Here is a 16,752-nt window from a genome sequence, read left to right as displayed (position 1 = left end):
ATGGTTTTTCGATGAGTTATCAGGTTCTTGCACGAAAATGGCGTCCGCGCTCGTTCCGCGAAATGGTCGGCCAGGCCCATGTGCTCAAGGCCTTGATCAATGCCTTGGACAACCAGCGCCTGCACCATGCCTACCTGTTTACCGGCACCCGTGGCGTGGGCAAGACTACCATTGCCCGCATCATCGCCAAATGCCTGAACTGCGAAACCGGCATCACCTCCACGCCCTGCGGCACCTGTTCGGTGTGCCGGGAGATCGACGAAGGCCGCTTCGTCGACCTGATCGAGATCGACGCCGCCAGCCGCACCAAGGTCGAAGACACCCGCGAGCTGCTGGATAACGTGCAATATGCCCCGAGCCGTGGGCGCTTCAAGGTCTATCTGATCGACGAAGTGCACATGCTCTCGACCCACTCGTTCAACGCCTTGCTCAAGACGCTGGAAGAGCCGCCGCCCTACGTCAAGTTCATCCTCGCCACCACCGACCCGCAGAAATTGCCGGCGACCATCCTCTCGCGCTGCCTGCAGTTCTCGCTGAAGAACATGAGCCCGGAGCGGGTGGTCGAACACCTCAGCCATGTGCTCACCGCCGAAAGCGTGCCGTTCGAGCCCGATGCCCTGTGGTTGCTTGGCCGCGCCGCCGATGGCTCGATGCGCGATGCCATGAGCTTGACCGACCAGGCCATCGCCTTCGGTGAAGGCAAGGTGCTCGCCGCCGATGTGCGCGCCATGCTGGGCAGCCTCGACCACGGCCAGGTCTACGGGGTGTTGCAGGCACTGCTCGAAGGCGATGCGCGGGCGCTGCTGGAGGCCGTGCGCAACCTTGCCGAGCAAGGCCCGGACTGGAGCGGTGTGCTGGCCGAGATGCTCAATGTGCTGCACCGTGTCGCCATCGCCCAGGCGCTGCCAGAGGCGGTGGACAACGGCCAGGGCGACCGTGACCGCGTGTTGGCGCTGGCCCAGGCGCTACCGGCCGAGGACGTGCAGTTCTATTACCAGATGGGGCTGATCGGCCGTCGCGACCTGCCCTTGGCGCCCGACCCGCGTGGCGGCTTCGAGATGGTCCTGCTGCGGATGCTGGCCTTCCGCCCGGCCGATACCGACGATGCACCGAAGCCGGTGCTAAAGCCGGTGGGGATCAGCCAAGCCACAGCTGATCCTGCAACCCCGGTGGCAGCGGCGCTGGTGGCCCCTGCGCCGCCAGTCGCAGAGCCCGTGGTGCCGGTTGTCGCGCAAGCTGTGCCGGCCCCGGCCGCGCCGGCCGTCGAGCAGGCGCCTGCGGTTGATCAGCCCGCGCCTGTCGTTGAGGTGCCCGTAGAGACCGCAGCACCGGCGCCGGAGCCCGTCGCCGAGGTCATCGACCTGCCTTGGGAAGAGCCTGTAGCGCCTATAGCGCCTGTGCAGCCGGTTGCTGTCGCCCCCGAGCCCGTTGTTGCGCCGCAGCCTGCCGTGGCCGAGCCACAGCGTGATCAGCCGGCCTACGACGAGCCGCCGTTCGACCCGTCCGCCTATGCAGCGGCGGGCATGGACCGTGATGACGAGCCGCCGGCGGACGAAGACTATTACATCGGTGACAGCGACCCGGTCGGCTTCAGTTACCTCGATGAACTGGCCGAGCATGTTCAGGAAGAGCAGGCCAAACCCGCTGCCGAACCACTGCCGGCCGCCAAGCCGGCCACCGGCCTGGCCCTGCAATGGCTGGAATTATTCCCACAGTTGCCTGTCTCCGGTATGACAGGCAACATCGCGGCAAACTGTACGTTGATGGCCGCCGACGGCGACGACTGGCTGCTGCACCTGGACCCTGGCCAGGGCGCGCTGTTCAACGCCACCCAGCAGCGGCGTTTGAACGAGGCGCTCAATCAGCACCTGGGGCGCACCCTGAACCTGCGTATCGAGCTGATTCGCCCAGAGCAGGAAACCCCGGCCCAGGCGGCCTCGCGCAAACGTGCCGAGCGCCAGCAAGACGCCGTGGTGTCGATCGAGCAGGATCCGTTGATCCAGCAGATGATCAAGCAGTTCGGTGCCAAGGTGCGACAGGATACTATTGAGCCTGTAGAGGCCCTGGCCAATCAGGGCCAGTAACGGATAACCATGCGGCCGGCCCGGTGCCAGGCCGCATCACACGACCCAATCGAGGTATACCCCCATGATGAAAGGTGGCATGGCCGGCCTGATGAAGCAGGCTCAGCAGATGCAGGAAAAAATGGCCAAGATGCAGGAAGAACTGGCCAACGCCGAAGTGACCGGCCAATCCGGTGGTGGCTTGGTGAGTGTGGTGATGACCGGTCGTCACGACGTGAAGCGCGTCAGCATCGACCAAAGCCTGATGTCGACTGATGAAGACGACAAGGAAGTGCTCGAAGACCTGATCGCTGCCGCACTGAACGACGCGGTACGCAAGGTGGAGCAGAGCAGCCAGGAAAAAATGGGCGGCATGACCGCTGGCATGCAGTTGCCACCGGGCTTCAAGATGCCGTTCTGATCGACCTTTTGCGTCAAATGGGGAGTAACGGCCGTAGGGTCGTTGCTCCCTTGTTCATTCTGTTCCCCCGACTTGCAGGCCTGTCTACATGAGCTTCAGCCCACTGATCCGCCAACTGATCGACGCTTTGCGCACCCTGCCGGGTGTCGGCCAGAAAACCGCCCAGCGCATGGCCCTGCAGTTGCTCGAACGCGACCGCAGCGGCGGCCTGCGCCTGGCTCAGGCGCTGACCCAGGCCATGGAAGGGGTGGGCCATTGCCGCCAATGCCGCACCCTGACCGAGCAGGAACTGTGCCCGCAGTGTGCCGACCCGCGCCGTGACGACACGCAATTGTGTGTGGTCGAGGGGCCGGTGGATGTGTATGCAGTGGAGCAGACCGGTTACCGCGGCCGCTATTTCGTGCTCAAGGGGCACCTGTCGCCACTCGATGGCCTGGGGCCTGAGGCGATCGGTGTGCCGCAGCTGATGGCGCGGATCGAAGCGCAGGGCACCTTTACCGAGGTGATCCTGGCGACCAACCCGACGGTGGAAGGGGAGGCGACGGCGCATTACATCGCCCAGTTGCTGAACGAGAAAGGCCTGGTGGCGTCGCGGATTGCCCATGGCGTGCCGCTGGGGGGCGAGCTGGAGTTGGTGGATGGCGGGACGCTGGCGCATGCCTTTGCAGGGCGCAGGCCGATTTCACTCTGATTTCAGATCTTGGGGCTGCAAAGCAGCCCCGGTATGTAACTCAATTTTCGTTAAGCGAAAACTCGGTCAGGCAGAACGTCGGCACACCCGCCGCCTGCAGCCGGCGCGAACCTTCCAGCTCTGGCAGGTCGATGATCGCCGCCGCCTCAAACACTTGGGCCCCGGTACGACGCACCAGGTTCGCCGCCGCCAGCAGCGTGCCGCCAGTGGCAATCAGGTCATCGAAAATCAGCACCGAGTCGCCTTCACACAGGCTGTCGGCATGCACTTCGAGGAAGGCCTCGCCATACTCGGTCTGGTAACCCTCGCAAAGCACGTCAGCCGGCAGCTTGCCTTGTTTGCGGAACAGGATCAGCGGCTTGTTCAACTGGTGGGCGATGATCGAGCCGATCAGGAAGCCGCGCGCGTCCATGGCGCCGATGTGGCTGAACTCAGCCTCGACATACCGCTCGATGAACTGGTCGGCGACATAGCGCAGCCCGCGCGGGGACTGGAACAACGGGGTGATGTCGCGAAAGATCACGCCCGGTTTGGGGAAGTCCACTACCGGGCGGATCAGGGCTTTGAGGTCGAAGGTTTCGCTGTGCATTGGTGCGGGTATCCTGGAAAAACGATTGCGCCAGTATACCCGTTAACCCAGGCTCAGGCGTCCATTGCACCGCCGGCCAGTGCACACAGCTGGATCGGGTCGAGGATATGCACTTCCTTGCCTTCGGCGCGCAGCAGGCCGTTTTGCTGGAAGCGGGTGAACACCCGCGACACGGTTTCCACCGCCAGGCCCAGGTAATTGCCGATTTCGTTGCGCGACATGCTCAGGCGGAACTGGTTGGCCGAATAGCCGCGGGCGCGGAAGCGCGCGGACAGGTTGACCAGGAAGGTGGCGATGCGTTCGTCGGCGGTTTTCTTCGACAGCAGCAGCATCATCTGCTGGTCGTCACGGATCTCGCGGCTCATTACCCGCATCAACTGGCGGCGCAACTGCGGCAGTTGCACCGAGAGTTCGTCGAGGCGCTCGAAGGGGATTTCGCACACCGACGTGGTCTCCTGGGCCTGGGCCGACACCGGGTAGGCCTCGGTGTCCATGCCGGACAGGCCGACCAGCTCGCTGGGCAGGTGGAAGCCGGTGATCTGCTCTTCGCCGCTGTCACTGAGGCTGAAGGTCTTGAGGGCGCCGGAACGTACTGCATAGACCGAGCCGAAATTGTCACCCTGGCGGAACAGGAACTCGCCTTTTTTCAGCGGCCGGCCACGTTTGACGATTTCATCCAGTGCATCCATGTCTTCCAGGTTGAGCGAAAGAGGCAGGCACAGGGGGGCCAGGCTGCAATCCTTGCAATGGGCCTGGGCATGTGGGCGCAGTTTAACTGGCTCGGACATTTTCAATCGATCCTTGTGGGAAAGCACACATAAGACGTAAGGGTAACTCACGGCGTGGGTGTAGGCCAGCGGGCGCTATTGTGGTGCGTGCTGGCCAGGCCTCGGCGGGTGCGCGCCGAGGCCCTGTGTGTGCCCATAGTGTGCTGGCCAAAGGCGCTTGTCCATGCGGTCGAACGCCTCGCTTTTCAGATCACCCGCGAGAAGCGTTGGCGGTTGTGCATGGCCAGGTAGGCATCGAACACCATGCACACAGAGCGCGCCAACAGGCGGCCGGCAGGCAGGATGCGGATGCCCTTGTCGTCCAGGCTGATCAGGCCGTCCCGCTGCAAGGTCAGCAGTTCTGGCCAGAGGTCGTTGAAGTAGCCGCGAAAATCGATGGTGAAGGCCTGTTCGATTGGCTCGAAGTCCAATTCGAAATGGCAGATCAACTGCTGGATCACGGCCCGCCGTAGGCGGTCGTCGTGGTTGCACAGCAGGCCACGCTGGGTTGCCAGCTGGGCGTTGGAAAGGGAGTCCTGGTAGGTGTTGAGGTCGCTGCTGTTCTGGCAGTAGAGGTCGCCGATCTGGCTGATGGCAGAGACCCCCAGGCCGATCAGGTCGCAGTGACCGTGGGTGGTGTAGCCCTGGAAGTTGCGTTGCAGGGTGCCTTCTTCCTGGGCCATGGCCAGCTCATCGTCAGGCAGGGCGAAGTGGTCCATGCCGATGTAGCGGTAACCGGCGGCGGTCAGCTGGTCGATGGTGGCATGCAGCATCTCCAGTTTCGCCGTCGGGCTCGGCAGGTCGTTGTTGTCGATGCGCCGCTGGGGCATGAAGCGCTCCGGCAAATGGGCATAGTTGAACACTGACAGGCGATCGGGCTGCAGGCGGATGACTTCCTCGACGGTACGCGCGAAGCCTTCTGGCGTCTGCTTGGGCAGGCCGTAGATCAAGTCCAGGTTGACCGAGCGGAACTGCAGGGTACGCGCCGCCTCGATCAGGGTGCGGGTCTGCTCCAGGCTTTGCAGGCGGTTGACCGCACGCTGCACGGCCGGGTCGAGGTCCTGCACGCCCAGGCTGACACGGTTGAAACCCAGCTCGCGAAGCAGCCCCATGGTCGACCAGTCGGCTTCGCGCGGGTCGATTTCGATGCCGTAGTCACCGGAGTCGTCGTCCAGCAGGTTGAAGTGCTGGCGCAGGGTCGCCATCAGCTGGCGCAGCTCCACCGGGCTGAGGAAGGTGGGCGTGCCGCCGCCGAAGTGCAGTTGTTCAACCCGTTGCTTTGGGTCCAGGTGGCAGGCGATCAGCTGGATTTCCTGCTCCAGGCGTTGCAGGTACGGCGCGGCGCGGCCGCGGTCCTTGGTGATGACTTTGTTGCAGGCGCAGTAGTAGCAGATGTTGGCGCAGAACGGCACGTGCACGTACAACGACAGCGGGCGCACGGCCCGACGGCTCTCGCGCAGGGCGTGCAGCAGGTCGAACGAGCCCACTTCGCTGTGCAGTTGCACGGCGGTCGGGTAGGAGGTGTAGCGTGGTCCGGCCAGGTCGTAGCGGCGGATCAGGTCGGTATCCCAACGTAGGTCGTCGAGCATGTGGGCGGTCCCCGGATAGAGCGAGCAGTGTCCGGAGTCTAGGGGCGTCTGTAGGAATCTGTGTTGATTTGTATCAAAAGCTGCTGGGGCTGCACAGCAGGCCTATCAGTGCCCCATCAGCCAATGCTGGTGCGGCCCTGGCAGCGTCCACAGGCCAAACAGGATGACCAGCAGCCCGCCCGCCATGCGCACACTGCGCCGCCGCAGCAGGCTGCTGACGCGCTCCGCCGCCAAGCCCGTCGCCAGCAGCACCGGCCAGGTGCCGAGGCCAAACGCAAGCATCAACGCCGCGCTGTACCCCGCATTGCCCTGGCTCGCAGCCCACAGCAAGGTGCTGTACACCAGCCCGCACGGCAACCAGCCCCACAAGGCGCCCAGCAACAAGGCGCGGGGCAGGCTGGACACCGGCAGCAAGCGCGAGGCCATGGGCTGGATATGCCGCCACAGCCCTCTGCCCAAGGCTTCGATCCGCGTCAGCCCGCTCCACCAGCCCGCCAGGTACAGCCCCATGGCAATCAACAGCAGTGCTGCCAGCACCCGCAGCGCCAGGGCCGCCGGGCTGCTGGCCACGGCCCAGCCTGCCAGGCCCAGCAACAGGCCGGCGCAGGCATAGCTGAGAATACGCCCGACGTTGTACGCCAGCAGCAGGCGCAAACGCCGGCCGCGTTGCTCGGGCGGGATGGCCAGGGTCAGCGCGCCCATCAGGCCGCCGCACATGCCCAGGCAATGGCCGCCGCCGAGCAGGCCAAGGATCAGCGCCGAGCCGAGCAGGGGAAGCAGGTCAGGCACGGGGAGGGGGTTCCTTGTCGTCTTCGGCCGGGGTGTCGTCCGTTTTCACCGCAGCCTGGTGGCGCGGGTCCTGGTCGTCGAAGAGGATGCTGTGGGCAGGGCCGTCGAGGTCGTCGTACTGGCCGCTGTCCACCGCCCAGAAGAAGATGTAGACGGCAACACCGACCAGCAACAGGGCGGCCGGGATCATGACATAAAGGGCTGGCATCGGGCGGCTCCTGCTCAGGCGGTGGCGGGTTGCCGGTGGCTGCTGGTGGCCGGCGCAGTTGGCAGCCGGGTCAGGCGCAGGGCGTTGAGGACCACGATCAGCGAACTGACCGACATGCCGATGGCCGCCCACACCGGGGTGATCCAGCCGAGCGCGGCAAACGGCAACATGAGGCCATTATACAGGGTTGCCCACAGCAGGTTCTCGAGGATGTTGCGGCGGGTGCGGCGGGCCAGGTCGAAGGCCTGTACCAGTGCCTGCAGGCGGTTGGACAACAGCACCGCATCGGCGCTGGTCTTGGCCAGGTCGGTGGCGCTGCCCATGGCAATGCTGATGTCGGCAGCAGCCAGCACCGGCACGTCGTTGACCCCGTCGCCCAGCATCAGCACCTTGCGCCCTGCCGCCTGCAGCGCCTTGAGCCGGTCCAGTTTGTCGTCCGGGCGCAAGCCGCCGATGGCCTGGTCGATGCCCAGCTGTGCAGCCACCTCGGCGACCATGGGTGAACTGTCGCCGGACAGCAGCAGCGTCCGCCAGCCACGTGCCTTGCAGGCGGCGAGCAGGGCGGGGGCGTCGTCGCGCAGGCGGTCGTCCAGGCCGAACCAGGCCAGCGGCCCCTGGCGATCGCCCAGCAGCAGCCATTGCCCACGTGGCTCGGGCACGCCGGGTATCTCGGCGCCACTCAGGGCGCAGACGAAGGTGGCCTGGCCGATGCGCAGGCGCTGGCCATCGACCCGCCCTTCAAGGCCCAAGCCGGGTACTGTCTGCACATCGTCGGCAGGCGCGGCAGTGCGGCCGAACGCGCGGGCGATGGGGTGTTCGGAGCGGTTTTCCAGGGCGGCGGCCAGGGCCAGGCAACGGTCGGCGGCCAAGCTGCCCAGTGGGCGGATGCTGCGTAGGGTCAAGCGGCCTTCGGTGAGCGTGCCGGTCTTGTCGAAGATGACCGTGTCGATCTGGTTGAGGCCTTCGAGCACATGGCCGCGGGTCACCAGCAGGCCGAGTTTATGCAGGGTGCCGGTGGCGGCGGTGAGGGCCGTCGGGGTGGCCAGGGACAGTGCACACGGGCAGGTGGCTACCAGCATGGCCAGCACGATCCAGAAGGCCCGGCCCGGGTCCAGGTGCCACCACCACAGGCCGATGGCCACCGCGGCGATCAGGGTGAACAGCAAAAACCACTGCGAGGCGCGGTCGGCGATCTCGGCCAAGCGCGGTTTTTCGGTCTGCGCGCGTTCCAGCAAGCGGACGATGGCCGACAGCCGCGAGTCGTGGCCGAGGGCTTCGACCTCAATGTTCAAGGTGCTCTCGACGTTCAGCGTGCCACCGGTGACCCGCTCGCCGACGCGGCGCGGTTGCGGCAGGTATTCGCCGGTCAGCAGTGACTCGTCGACACTGGAGCGGCCTTCGACGATGCGCCCATCGGCGGGTATTACCGCGCCGGGCAGCACTTGCACCGTGTCGCCACGCTGCAGTTCGCTGAGCAGGATGCGCTCGGCGCGGCCGAGGGTGTCCAGGCGCAGGCACGAGGCCGGCAGCAGGTTGACCAGTTGTGCGGTGGCCGCCGCAGTGCGCTCGCGGGCGCGCCGTTCGAGGTAGCGGCCGGTCAGCAGGAACAGGGCAAACATGCCCACGGTATCGAAATACAGCTCGCCGCTGCCGCTGATCGCCGTCCAGATCCCGGCGCCGAACGCCAGGGCAATGGCCAGCGAGACCGAGACGTCCATGGTCAGGTGGCGGGTGCGCAGGTCACGCGCCGCGCCCTTGAAGAAGGGCGCGCAGCTGTAGAACACGATCGGGATGGTGAGGAACAACGCGACCCAGCGCAGGATGGTGTGCAGCTCGGGTGAGAGGTCGATGTTGAATTCAGGCCAGGTGGCCATGGTCGCCATCATCGCCTGGAACCACAGCAAGCCGGCGACGCCCAGGCGCCTGAGAGCGCTGCGGTTCTCGCGGGCCAGTTGTTCGGCGGCCTGGTCGGGTTGGTAGGGGTGGGCGGCGTAGCCGATCTGGCGCAGCTCGGCGAGCAGGCGCGAGAGCGCCAACTGGTTGTCGTCCCAGCTGAGCAGCAGGCGGTGGTTGGACAGGTTCAAGCGAGCTTCGGCGACCCCGGGCAGGTTGCGCAGGTGTTTTTCGATCAGCCAGCCGCAGGCGGCGCAACTGATGCCCTCGACCAGCAGGGTGGCTTCGGCCAGGTCGCCTGTATGGCGGACGAAGGTTTGTTGCACGTCGCTGCGGTCGTAGAGTGCCAGCTCATCCTGCAGTTGCCTGGGCAGCGCCTCGGGGTTGGCGCTGGTGTCGCTGCGGTGCTGGTAGTAGTGCTCCAGGCCCCCGGCGACGATCGACTCGGCCACTGCCTGGCAGCCCGGGCAGCAGAACTGTCGGGTTTCGCCGAGCACCACAGCGGTGAAGCGGTTGCCGCCGGGGACGGGCAGGGCGCAGTGGTAGCAGGGGGTGGGTTGGGTCATAAGGCAAGCACGCATTGAGTAGCGGGGACGGGGCCTGTGGGAGCGGGCTTGCCCCGCGAATGGGCCGGTAGGGTCAACATCAATAAGCAGGCCTGGCCCTTTCGCGGGGCAAGCCCGCTCCCACAGGTTGGGTAAGTGTCGCGATTATTTGTGTTCCGCACCCAGCAGCGCTTCATCGCCCAGTTGCAAGGTTACCCCATGCTCCACTTTCTCTTCCTCGAACAGCCGCCATACCTGCCCTTCCTGGCTGCCCAGCAACTCGACGAAGCGCCGCCCGTCGACCTTGTCGTCCAGTTGGCCGACATAACGCCCCGCCTCGGCACGGCTCAGCAGCACCTTGCGGTCCTTGTCCGGCTGGGTGGGCGATATCAGGTTCAGTTCCAGTGTCTGCGGGTCGCTGTCGCCGCTCAGGCGCAGGTCCACTTCGCCGGTCAGGTCGTCCAGGTGCACGCTGGCCTTGAGCTTGAGGGTCTGGGCCAGCAGCTCGCGGTCCAGCGAGCGGTTGATGCCCTTGCCGGCCTCGTAGTAGTTGTCATTCACCAGGTTGTCGGGGTTGCGCACGGCAATGCTGACCATGGTCAGGCTCAGGCACACGGAGGTGGTGAGGATGCCGATGATGATCCAGGGCCAGAGGTGTTTGTACCAAGGGCTGGCGGCGGTGGCGGCAGGCATTGTCGATAGTCTCTCTCAGCGGATCTGTGGGCCGATGAAGCGGCTCTTGGCTTCAACCTGGGCGTCGCTGTCATCGGCGCTCTTGAGGGTGAAGATGATTTCGTTGGTGGTCGATGGCAGTTTCTCGGGCGCCACCGACAGTTGCACCGGCAGGCTGACGATATCGCCGGCCGCCACGCGGATTTCGCGCTGGCCTTCGAGCTTGAGGTCCGGTAGGCCGGCGGCGTCCAGCACGTAGACGTGGTCGCGCTGGTCCTTGTTCATGACCTTGAGGCTGTAGACGTTCTCGATCCGCCCCTGGGCGTTTTCGCGGTACAGCACCCGGTCCTTGCTGACGTCGAAACCGACCAGCGAGCGGGTAGCGAAGGCGGTGGCCAGGGCGCCGATCATCACCAGCAGCACCAGCGCGTAGCCGATCAGGCGGGGGCGCAGCATGTGGGTTTTCTGCCCGGACAGGTTGTGCTCGGTGGTGTAGCTGATCAAGCCTCTGGGGTAGTTCATCTTGTCCATGATGGTGTCGCAGGCGTCGATGCACGCGGCGCAGCCGATGCACTCGATCTGCAGGCCGTCGCGGATGTCGATGCCGGTGGGGCAGACCTGTACGCACATGGTGCAGTCGATGCAGTCGCCCAGGCCCTGGGCCTTGTAGTCGATGTCTTTTTTACGCGGGCCACGGGTTTCGCCACGGCGCGGGTCGTACGACACGATCAGCGTGTCCTTGTCGAACATCACGCTCTGGAAGCGCGCATAGGGGCACATGTACACGCACACCTGCTCGCGCAGCCAGCCGGCGTTGCCATAGGTGGCAAGGGTGAAGAACCCGACCCAGAAGTAGGCCCAGCCATCGGCTTGGCCGGTAAAGAATTCGATGGCCAGTTCGCGGATCGGCGAGAAGTAGCCGACGAAGGTCATGCCGGTGACGAACCCGATCAGCAGCCATAGGCTGTGCTTGGCGAACTTGCGCAAGAACTTGTTGCCGCTCATGGGCGCCCTGTCGAGCTTCATGCGCTGGTTGCGGTCCCCTTCGGTGACCTTTTCGCACCACATGAAGATCCACGTCCATACGCTTTGCGGGCAGGTGTAGCCGCACCATACGCGGCCGGCATACACGGTGACGAAGAACAGGCCGAAGGCGGCGACGATCAGGATGCCCGACAGCAGGATGAAGTCTTGAGGCCAGATGGTGGCGCCGAAGATGTAGAACTTGCGCTCGGGCAGGTTCCACCAGACGGCCTGGTGGCCGCCCCAGTTCAGCCACACGGTGCCGAAGTACAGCAGGAACAGCAGCGCACCGCCGACCATGCGCAGGCGGCGGAAGACGCCGGTGAAGGCGCGGGTGTAGATTTTCTCGCGGGCGGCGTAGAGGTCGACGGAATCCTTCCCTTTGCTGGCAGGCGGGGTGACGTCATGTACCGGAATTTGCTTGCTCATCATCAAGTCCCACGGCAGTGGAGAAATGCCGCGGCCAGTGCATGCCGGCCGCAGTCTCGCGCAATCTGCTAGCGCGCTGCGCCCCATGATACGCCGGTGATGGCAGCCTGGGGTCGTACTGCGACCTTTAGTCGCGTTGGGTTCGTGGCGTGAATCGTGTTATGGCGGGTGTCAATTGATCCAGGTCATCTGGGGTTGCATTCGCCGGCCCTTTCGCGGGGCAAGTCGGATCGCCGCACCGCCGCTCCCACCTGTAACCCATTGCTCCCATATTCGGTGGGGTACCTGTGGGAGCGGCGGTGCGGCGATCCGACTTGCCCCGCGAAGCGGCCAGGCCTGCCTTACTCGGCCTTGGCCGGCTCCTGCTCCTGATGCGACAGGCTGTACACATAAGCGGCCAGCAAATGCACCTTGTCATTACCTTGCAGTTGTTCCTGCGCCGGCATCTGCCCCTGGCGACCATAACGGATGGTCTGTTGCAGTTGAGCAAAGCTCGACCCGTAGATGAACGCCTGCGGGTGGGTCAGGTTCGGCGCGCCCATGGCTGGGGTGCCCTTGCCTTCAGGCCCATGGCAGGCCACGCAGTTGGCGGCGAAGATCTTCTGCCCGTTCTCGGCATCGGCCTTCACGCCTTCGGGCAGCGTACGGCCATCGAGCTTGCTGACCACAAAGGCCGCCACATCAGCCACACCCTGCTCGCCGATCACCTCGGACCAGGCCGGCATCACGCCGTGGCGCCCGCCCATGATGGTGGTCTTGATGGTTTCCGGCTCACCGCCCCAGCGCCAGTCCTTGTCGGTCAGGTTGGGGAAGCCGTAGGCGCCCTTGGCGTCGGAGCCGTGGCACACCGAGCAGTTGGAGGCAAACAGCCGTGCGCCCATTTTCAGTGCCTGCGGGTCCTTGGCCACGTCCTCGATGGGCATGGCGGCGAACTTGGCGAAGATCGGCCCGAAGCGGGCATCGGCCTTGGCCATTTCCTTCTCCCACTCGTGCACGCCGGTCCAGCCCGGCTGGCCGTTGGCAAACTCGGTCTGCTTGTCGGTATCCAGGTACGAATAGCCTGGCAGGATGCCTTTCCAGTTACCCAGGCCCGGGTACAGCACCAGGTAGCCGAGGGCGAAGATGATGGTGCCGACGAATAGCCAGAACCACCATTTGGGCAGTGGGTTGTCATATTCCTCGATGCCATCGAAGGCATGCCCGACGGTCTCGTCGGTGACCTCTTCGCGCTGGCCCTTGCGGGTCGACAGCAGCAGCCAGGTCAGCGAGAAGATGGTGCCCAGGGTCAGGACGGTGACGTACAGACTCCAGAAGGTTGTCATTGTTTTTTGCTCCCAGAAGCTTTTGCTTGCGCTTGCTCGACGTGCCGGGTGGCTTCGGGGTCATCCGCGAAGGGCAGCCGGGTCGCCTCGTCGAACTCCTGCTTGCGCCGCGGGTTGAACACCCACAGCGCCAGGCCCACGAAGGCCACCATCACCACGACGGTGCCCAGGCCGCGAATCATCCCGATATCCATCAGCGTCACCGTTTGCTTTTGATGATGGTGCCAAGACCCTGCAGGTACGCGACGATGGCGTCCATTTCGGTCTTGCCCTTGACCGCGTCACGCGCGCCGGCGATGTCGGCGTCGGTGTACGGGGTGCCGAGGGTCCGCAGGACCTCCATCTTCTTCGCGGTGTCCTTGCCGTCGAGCTTGTTCTCGACCAGCCACGGGTAAGACGGCATCTTCGACTCGGGCACCACGTTGCGCGGGTTGTACAGGTGCGCACGGTGCCAGTCATCGGAGTAGCGGCCACCGACGCGGGCCAGGTCCGGGCCGGTACGTTTGGAGCCCCACAAGAACGGGTGGTCCCACACGCTTTCACCGGCCACCGAGTAGTGGCCATAGCGCTCGGTTTCGGCGCGGAACGGGCGGATCATCTGCGAGTGGCAGCCCACGCAGCCTTCGCGGATGTAGATGTCGCGGCCTTCAAGCTCCAGCGCGGTGCGCGGCTTCATGCCTTCAACGGGTTTGTTGGTGACGTCCTGGAAAAACAGCGGGACGATCTGGGTCAGGCCACCGACGCTGACGGCGATGACCATGAAGAAGGCCAGCAGGCCTATGTTCTTCTCGACGGCTTCATGCTTCATCAGTGCGCTCCCACGACGACGATCTTGGCGGCTTCATCCGCTTCTACCGGGTTGGCCGCGCGTACGGTGCGGAACACGTTATAGGCCATCAGCAACATGCCCGAGGCGAAGAACGCACCGCCCAGCGCACGGACGATGTAGCCCGGGTGGCTGGCCTGCAAGGCTTCGACGAAGGAGTAGGTGAGCGTGCCGTCATCGTTGATGGCGCGCCACATCAGGCCCTGGGTGATGCCGTTGACCCACATCGAGGCGATGTACAGCACGGTGCCGATGGTCGCCAGCCAGAAGTGCGCGTTGATCAAGCCGACGCTGTGCATCTGCGCGCGACCATACAGGCGCGGGATCATGTGGTAGACCGCGCCGATCGAGATCATCGCCACCCAGCCGAGGGCGCCGGCGTGGACGTGGCCGATGGTCCAGTCGGTGTAGTGCGACAGCGAGTTCACGGTCTTGATGGCCATCATCGGGCCTTCGAAGGTGGACATGCCGTAGAACGCCAGCGAGACGACCAAAAAGCGCAGGATCGGGTCGGTACGCAATTTATGCCAGGCACCGGACAAGGTCATCATGCCGTTGATCATGCCGCCCCAGCTTGGCGCCAGGAGGATGATCGACATCACCATGCCTAACGACTGCGCCCAGTCGGGCAGTGCGGTGTAGTGCAGGTGGTGTGGGCCGGCCCAGATGTACAGGGTGATCAGCGCCCAGAAGTGCACGATCGACAGGCGATACGAGTAGATCGGCCGCTCGGCCTGCTTGGGCACGAAGTAGTACATCATCCCCAAAAAGCCCGTGGTCAGGAAGAAGCCTACCGCGTTGTGGCCGTACCACCACTGGATCATCGCGTCGGTGGCACCGGCATAGGCCGAGTACGACTTGAACAGGCTGACCGGCAGCGAGATGTGGTTGACGATGTGCAGCATCGCGGTGACCACGATGAATGCACCGTAGAACCAGTTGCCGACGTAGATGTGCTTGGTCTTGCGCTTGACGATGGTGCCGAAGAACACCAGCCCGTAGGTGACCCAGACGATGGCCAGCAGGATCGCCAGCGGCCATTCCAGCTCGGCGTATTCCTTGGTGGTGGTGTAGCCCATCGGCAAGGTGATCAGTGCGCCGACGATTACCGCTTGCCAGCCCCAGAAGGTGAAGGCCGCCATGCTGTCGGAGATCAGCCGGGTCTGGCAGGTACGCTGCACCACGTAGTAGCTGGTGCCGAACAGCGCACAGCCGCCGAAGGCGAAGATCACCAGGTTGGTGTGCAGCGGGCGCAGTCGGCCGAAGCTGGTCCAGGGCAGGTCCAGGTTCAGTTGCGGCCATACCAGTTGCGAGGCGATGAAGACGCCGAGGCCCATGCCAAGGATCCCCCAGACCACCGTCATGATGGCGAACTGGCGGACGACCTTATAGTTATAAGCAGTCGGACTGATTGCTGTGCTCATTCTAAGGTTCCACGGTTTTAATGTTCTTGTTGGTCGAAAAATCGGCGCCAGTATCGATAACCACCGGGGTTATCGCAACGCAACTTTGGTACGCCGACCCGTGTCCAAGCCCGTTCACCTGTGTCCAGCGGTGTCAGGGTTCGAACGATTGTACACAAATAAACATTTGTAATGTGTACCGTTTTTCATCTTTTTCTGATCGATCGGTCAGGCTTTTTTATCGGACGGCGCTAGGCTGTGCGCCGCGTCTGCTTCGCTGGATTGGCAGCGAAGCCCACTGAGGCAACAAGCTTAGTTCGGTTAGGGGGGGGTGCAAGGGAGGGCGTACGGCGGGGGAGGGTTGGGGCTGCAGAGCAGCCCCGGGGGTACTACTTGGAGGTCACGGTTTCAGCAGCGCTATCCTGCGACAGGCTATACACGTAAGCCGCCAGCAGGTGCACCTTGTCATTGCCCTGGATCTCTGCCTGCGCTGGCATCTGACCCTGGCGACCATAGCGGATGGTCTGCTGCAACTGGGCAAAACTCGACCCGTAGATGAACGCCTGCGGATGGGTCAGGTCAGGCGCGCCCATGGCGGGGGTACCCTTGGCCTCAGGCCCGTGGCAGGCCACGCAGTTGCCGGCGAAGATCTCCTTGCCCTTGGCCGCGTCAGCCTTGACCCCTTCCGGCAGGCTGCGGCCATCGAGGTTGGTCAGCACGAACGCGGCCACATCGGCCACACCCTGCTCGCCAATCACCTCGGCCCAGGCTGGCATCACGCCGTGCCGGCCGTTCATGATCGAAGCCTTGATGGTCTCCGGCTCGCCACCCCAGCGCCAGTCCTGGTCGGTCAGGTTGGGGAAGCCATAGGCGCCCTTGGCGTCCGAGCCGTGGCACACCGAGCAGTTGGAGGCAAACAGGCGGCTGCCCATTTTCAATGCTTGCGGGTCCTTGGCCACTTCTTCCACTGGCATGGCCGCGTACTTGGCGAAGATCGGGCCGAACCTGGCGTCGGCCTTGTCCATTTCCTTCTGCCACTCATTGACCCCGGTCCAGCCGTTGTCATAGCCCGGCAGGATGCCTTTCCAGTTGCCCAGGCCCGGATAGAGGATCAGGTAGCCCACCGAGAACACCAGGGTGCCGACGAACAGCCAGAACCACCACTTGGGCAGCGGGTTGTCGTATTCCTCGATGCCATCGAAGCTGTGCCCCATGGTCTGGTCGGTGGTGTCGTTGGCCTGGCCCTTGCGGGTCGACAGCAACAGCCAGGTGAGGCCGATCAAGCTGCCGATGGTCAGTACGCTGATGTACGTACTCCAGAACGTGGTCATTGCCCGGAACTCCTCTTGGCAGCAGGTGCCTGCCCGGCAGGGGGCAGGTGGTCGTCGACGAAGGGCAGCAGGCGCGCTTCGGCGAAATCACGGTCGCGGCGGCGGTTGAATACCCAGAGTGAGAGGCCGATGAAGGCGATCATCACCACCAGGGTACCCAGGCCACGGATCATGCCGATGTCCATGTCCAT

Annotated in this window: 17 protein-coding genes; 3 read left to right on the top strand and 14 right to left on the bottom strand. The window is 64.4% G+C overall.

The window, feature by feature from the left end; translation table 11 throughout:
* Positions 1 to 11 precede the first annotated feature (11 nt).
* The 3 genes from dnaX (at position 12) to recR (ending at position 3,175) form a co-directional block, all read left to right on the top strand.
* Positions 12 to 2,084, top strand: a complete 2,073-nt coding sequence (gene dnaX, locus LOY26_RS18670; RefSeq protein WP_186665874.1) for a DNA polymerase III subunit gamma/tau — start codon at positions 12 to 14, stop codon at positions 2,082 to 2,084.
* A gap of 64 nt (positions 2,085 to 2,148) precedes the next feature.
* Positions 2,149 to 2,484, top strand: a complete 336-nt coding sequence (locus LOY26_RS18665) for a YbaB/EbfC family nucleoid-associated protein (RefSeq protein ID WP_008093501.1) — start codon at positions 2,149 to 2,151, stop codon at positions 2,482 to 2,484.
* 88 nt (positions 2,485 to 2,572) lie between these two features.
* Positions 2,573 to 3,175 (top strand): recombination mediator RecR, encoded by a 603-nt coding sequence (gene recR, locus LOY26_RS18660; protein ID WP_033699359.1) that lies wholly within the window; start codon positions 2,573 to 2,575, stop codon positions 3,173 to 3,175.
* Positions 3,176 to 3,215: 40 nt separating this feature from the next.
* Here the strand turns inward: recR and LOY26_RS18655 are convergent, their stop codons facing one another.
* From LOY26_RS18655 to LOY26_RS18590, 14 genes are all read right to left on the bottom strand, one after another.
* A complete protein-coding gene (locus LOY26_RS18655) occupies positions 3,216 to 3,764 on the bottom strand; it encodes an adenine phosphoribosyltransferase (protein WP_258713976.1) in 549 nt (182 codons plus the stop codon).
* Between the two features lie 53 nt (positions 3,765 to 3,817).
* A complete protein-coding gene (fnrA, locus tag LOY26_RS18650; RefSeq protein ID WP_033699356.1) occupies positions 3,818 to 4,552 on the bottom strand; it encodes a Crp/Fnr family transcriptional regulator FnrA in 735 nt (244 codons plus the stop codon).
* 185 nt (positions 4,553 to 4,737) lie between these two features.
* A complete protein-coding gene (hemN, locus tag LOY26_RS18645; protein WP_033699355.1) occupies positions 4,738 to 6,120 on the bottom strand; it encodes an oxygen-independent coproporphyrinogen III oxidase in 1,383 nt (460 codons plus the stop codon).
* Positions 6,121 to 6,225: 105 nt separating this feature from the next.
* Complete coding sequence (locus LOY26_RS18640) at positions 6,226 to 6,909, bottom strand: sulfite exporter TauE/SafE family protein (RefSeq protein WP_186665872.1); 684 nt, start codon at positions 6,907 to 6,909, stop codon at positions 6,226 to 6,228.
* Positions 6,902 to 7,117, bottom strand: a complete 216-nt coding sequence (gene ccoS, locus LOY26_RS18635) for a cbb3-type cytochrome oxidase assembly protein CcoS (RefSeq protein WP_033699353.1) — start codon at positions 7,115 to 7,117, stop codon at positions 6,902 to 6,904. Before ccoS ends, LOY26_RS18640 begins: the two co-directional genes overlap by 8 nt.
* A gap of 14 nt (positions 7,118 to 7,131) precedes the next feature.
* The gene (locus LOY26_RS18630) at positions 7,132 to 9,576 is read right to left on the bottom strand and encodes a heavy metal translocating P-type ATPase (protein WP_186665869.1); all 2,445 of its coding nucleotides are present in this window, start codon (positions 9,574 to 9,576) and stop codon (positions 7,132 to 7,134) included.
* A gap of 144 nt (positions 9,577 to 9,720) precedes the next feature.
* The gene (locus LOY26_RS18625; RefSeq protein WP_186656477.1) at positions 9,721 to 10,248 is read right to left on the bottom strand and encodes a FixH family protein; all 528 of its coding nucleotides are present in this window, start codon (positions 10,246 to 10,248) and stop codon (positions 9,721 to 9,723) included.
* Positions 10,249 to 10,263: 15 nt separating this feature from the next.
* Positions 10,264 to 11,679 carry a cytochrome c oxidase accessory protein CcoG gene (gene ccoG, locus LOY26_RS18620; protein ID WP_033699348.1) on the bottom strand — a complete coding sequence of 472 codons (1,416 nt, stop codon included), beginning with the start codon at positions 11,677 to 11,679 and terminating at the stop codon, positions 10,264 to 10,266.
* 341 nt (positions 11,680 to 12,020) lie between these two features.
* Positions 12,021 to 13,001: a cytochrome-c oxidase, cbb3-type subunit III gene (gene ccoP, locus LOY26_RS18615; protein ID WP_047581313.1), complete on the bottom strand. Its 981-nt coding sequence runs from the start codon at positions 12,999 to 13,001 to the stop codon at positions 12,021 to 12,023.
* Positions 12,998 to 13,195: a CcoQ/FixQ family Cbb3-type cytochrome c oxidase assembly chaperone gene (locus tag LOY26_RS18610; protein WP_033699345.1), complete on the bottom strand. Its 198-nt coding sequence runs from the start codon at positions 13,193 to 13,195 to the stop codon at positions 12,998 to 13,000. Before LOY26_RS18610 ends, ccoP (LOY26_RS18615) begins: the two co-directional genes overlap by 4 nt.
* A gap of 5 nt (positions 13,196 to 13,200) precedes the next feature.
* Positions 13,201 to 13,809 (bottom strand): cytochrome-c oxidase, cbb3-type subunit II, encoded by a 609-nt coding sequence (gene ccoO / locus LOY26_RS18605; RefSeq protein WP_003254286.1) that lies wholly within the window; start codon positions 13,807 to 13,809, stop codon positions 13,201 to 13,203.
* Positions 13,809 to 15,251: a cytochrome-c oxidase, cbb3-type subunit I gene (gene ccoN / locus LOY26_RS18600; RefSeq protein WP_047581310.1), complete on the bottom strand. Its 1,443-nt coding sequence runs from the start codon at positions 15,249 to 15,251 to the stop codon at positions 13,809 to 13,811. Before ccoN ends, ccoO begins: the two co-directional genes overlap by 1 nt.
* Before the next feature lie 368 nt (positions 15,252 to 15,619).
* On the bottom strand, positions 15,620 to 16,561 hold the full coding sequence (gene ccoP / locus LOY26_RS18595; RefSeq protein ID WP_033699343.1) for a cytochrome-c oxidase, cbb3-type subunit III: 942 nt from the start codon (positions 16,559 to 16,561) through the stop codon (positions 15,620 to 15,622).
* Complete coding sequence (locus tag LOY26_RS18590; protein ID WP_033699341.1) at positions 16,558 to 16,752, bottom strand: cbb3-type cytochrome c oxidase subunit 3; 195 nt, start codon at positions 16,750 to 16,752, stop codon at positions 16,558 to 16,560. Before LOY26_RS18590 ends, ccoP (LOY26_RS18595) begins: the two co-directional genes overlap by 4 nt.

The sequence above is a fragment of the Pseudomonas sp. B21-047 genome (assembly GCF_024748775.1).
GTDB lineage: Bacteria > Pseudomonadota > Gammaproteobacteria > Pseudomonadales > Pseudomonadaceae > Aquipseudomonas > Aquipseudomonas capeferrum.
Note: the sequence above shows the minus strand (reverse complement) of the source record. Positions and strands in the feature narration are given on the sequence as shown.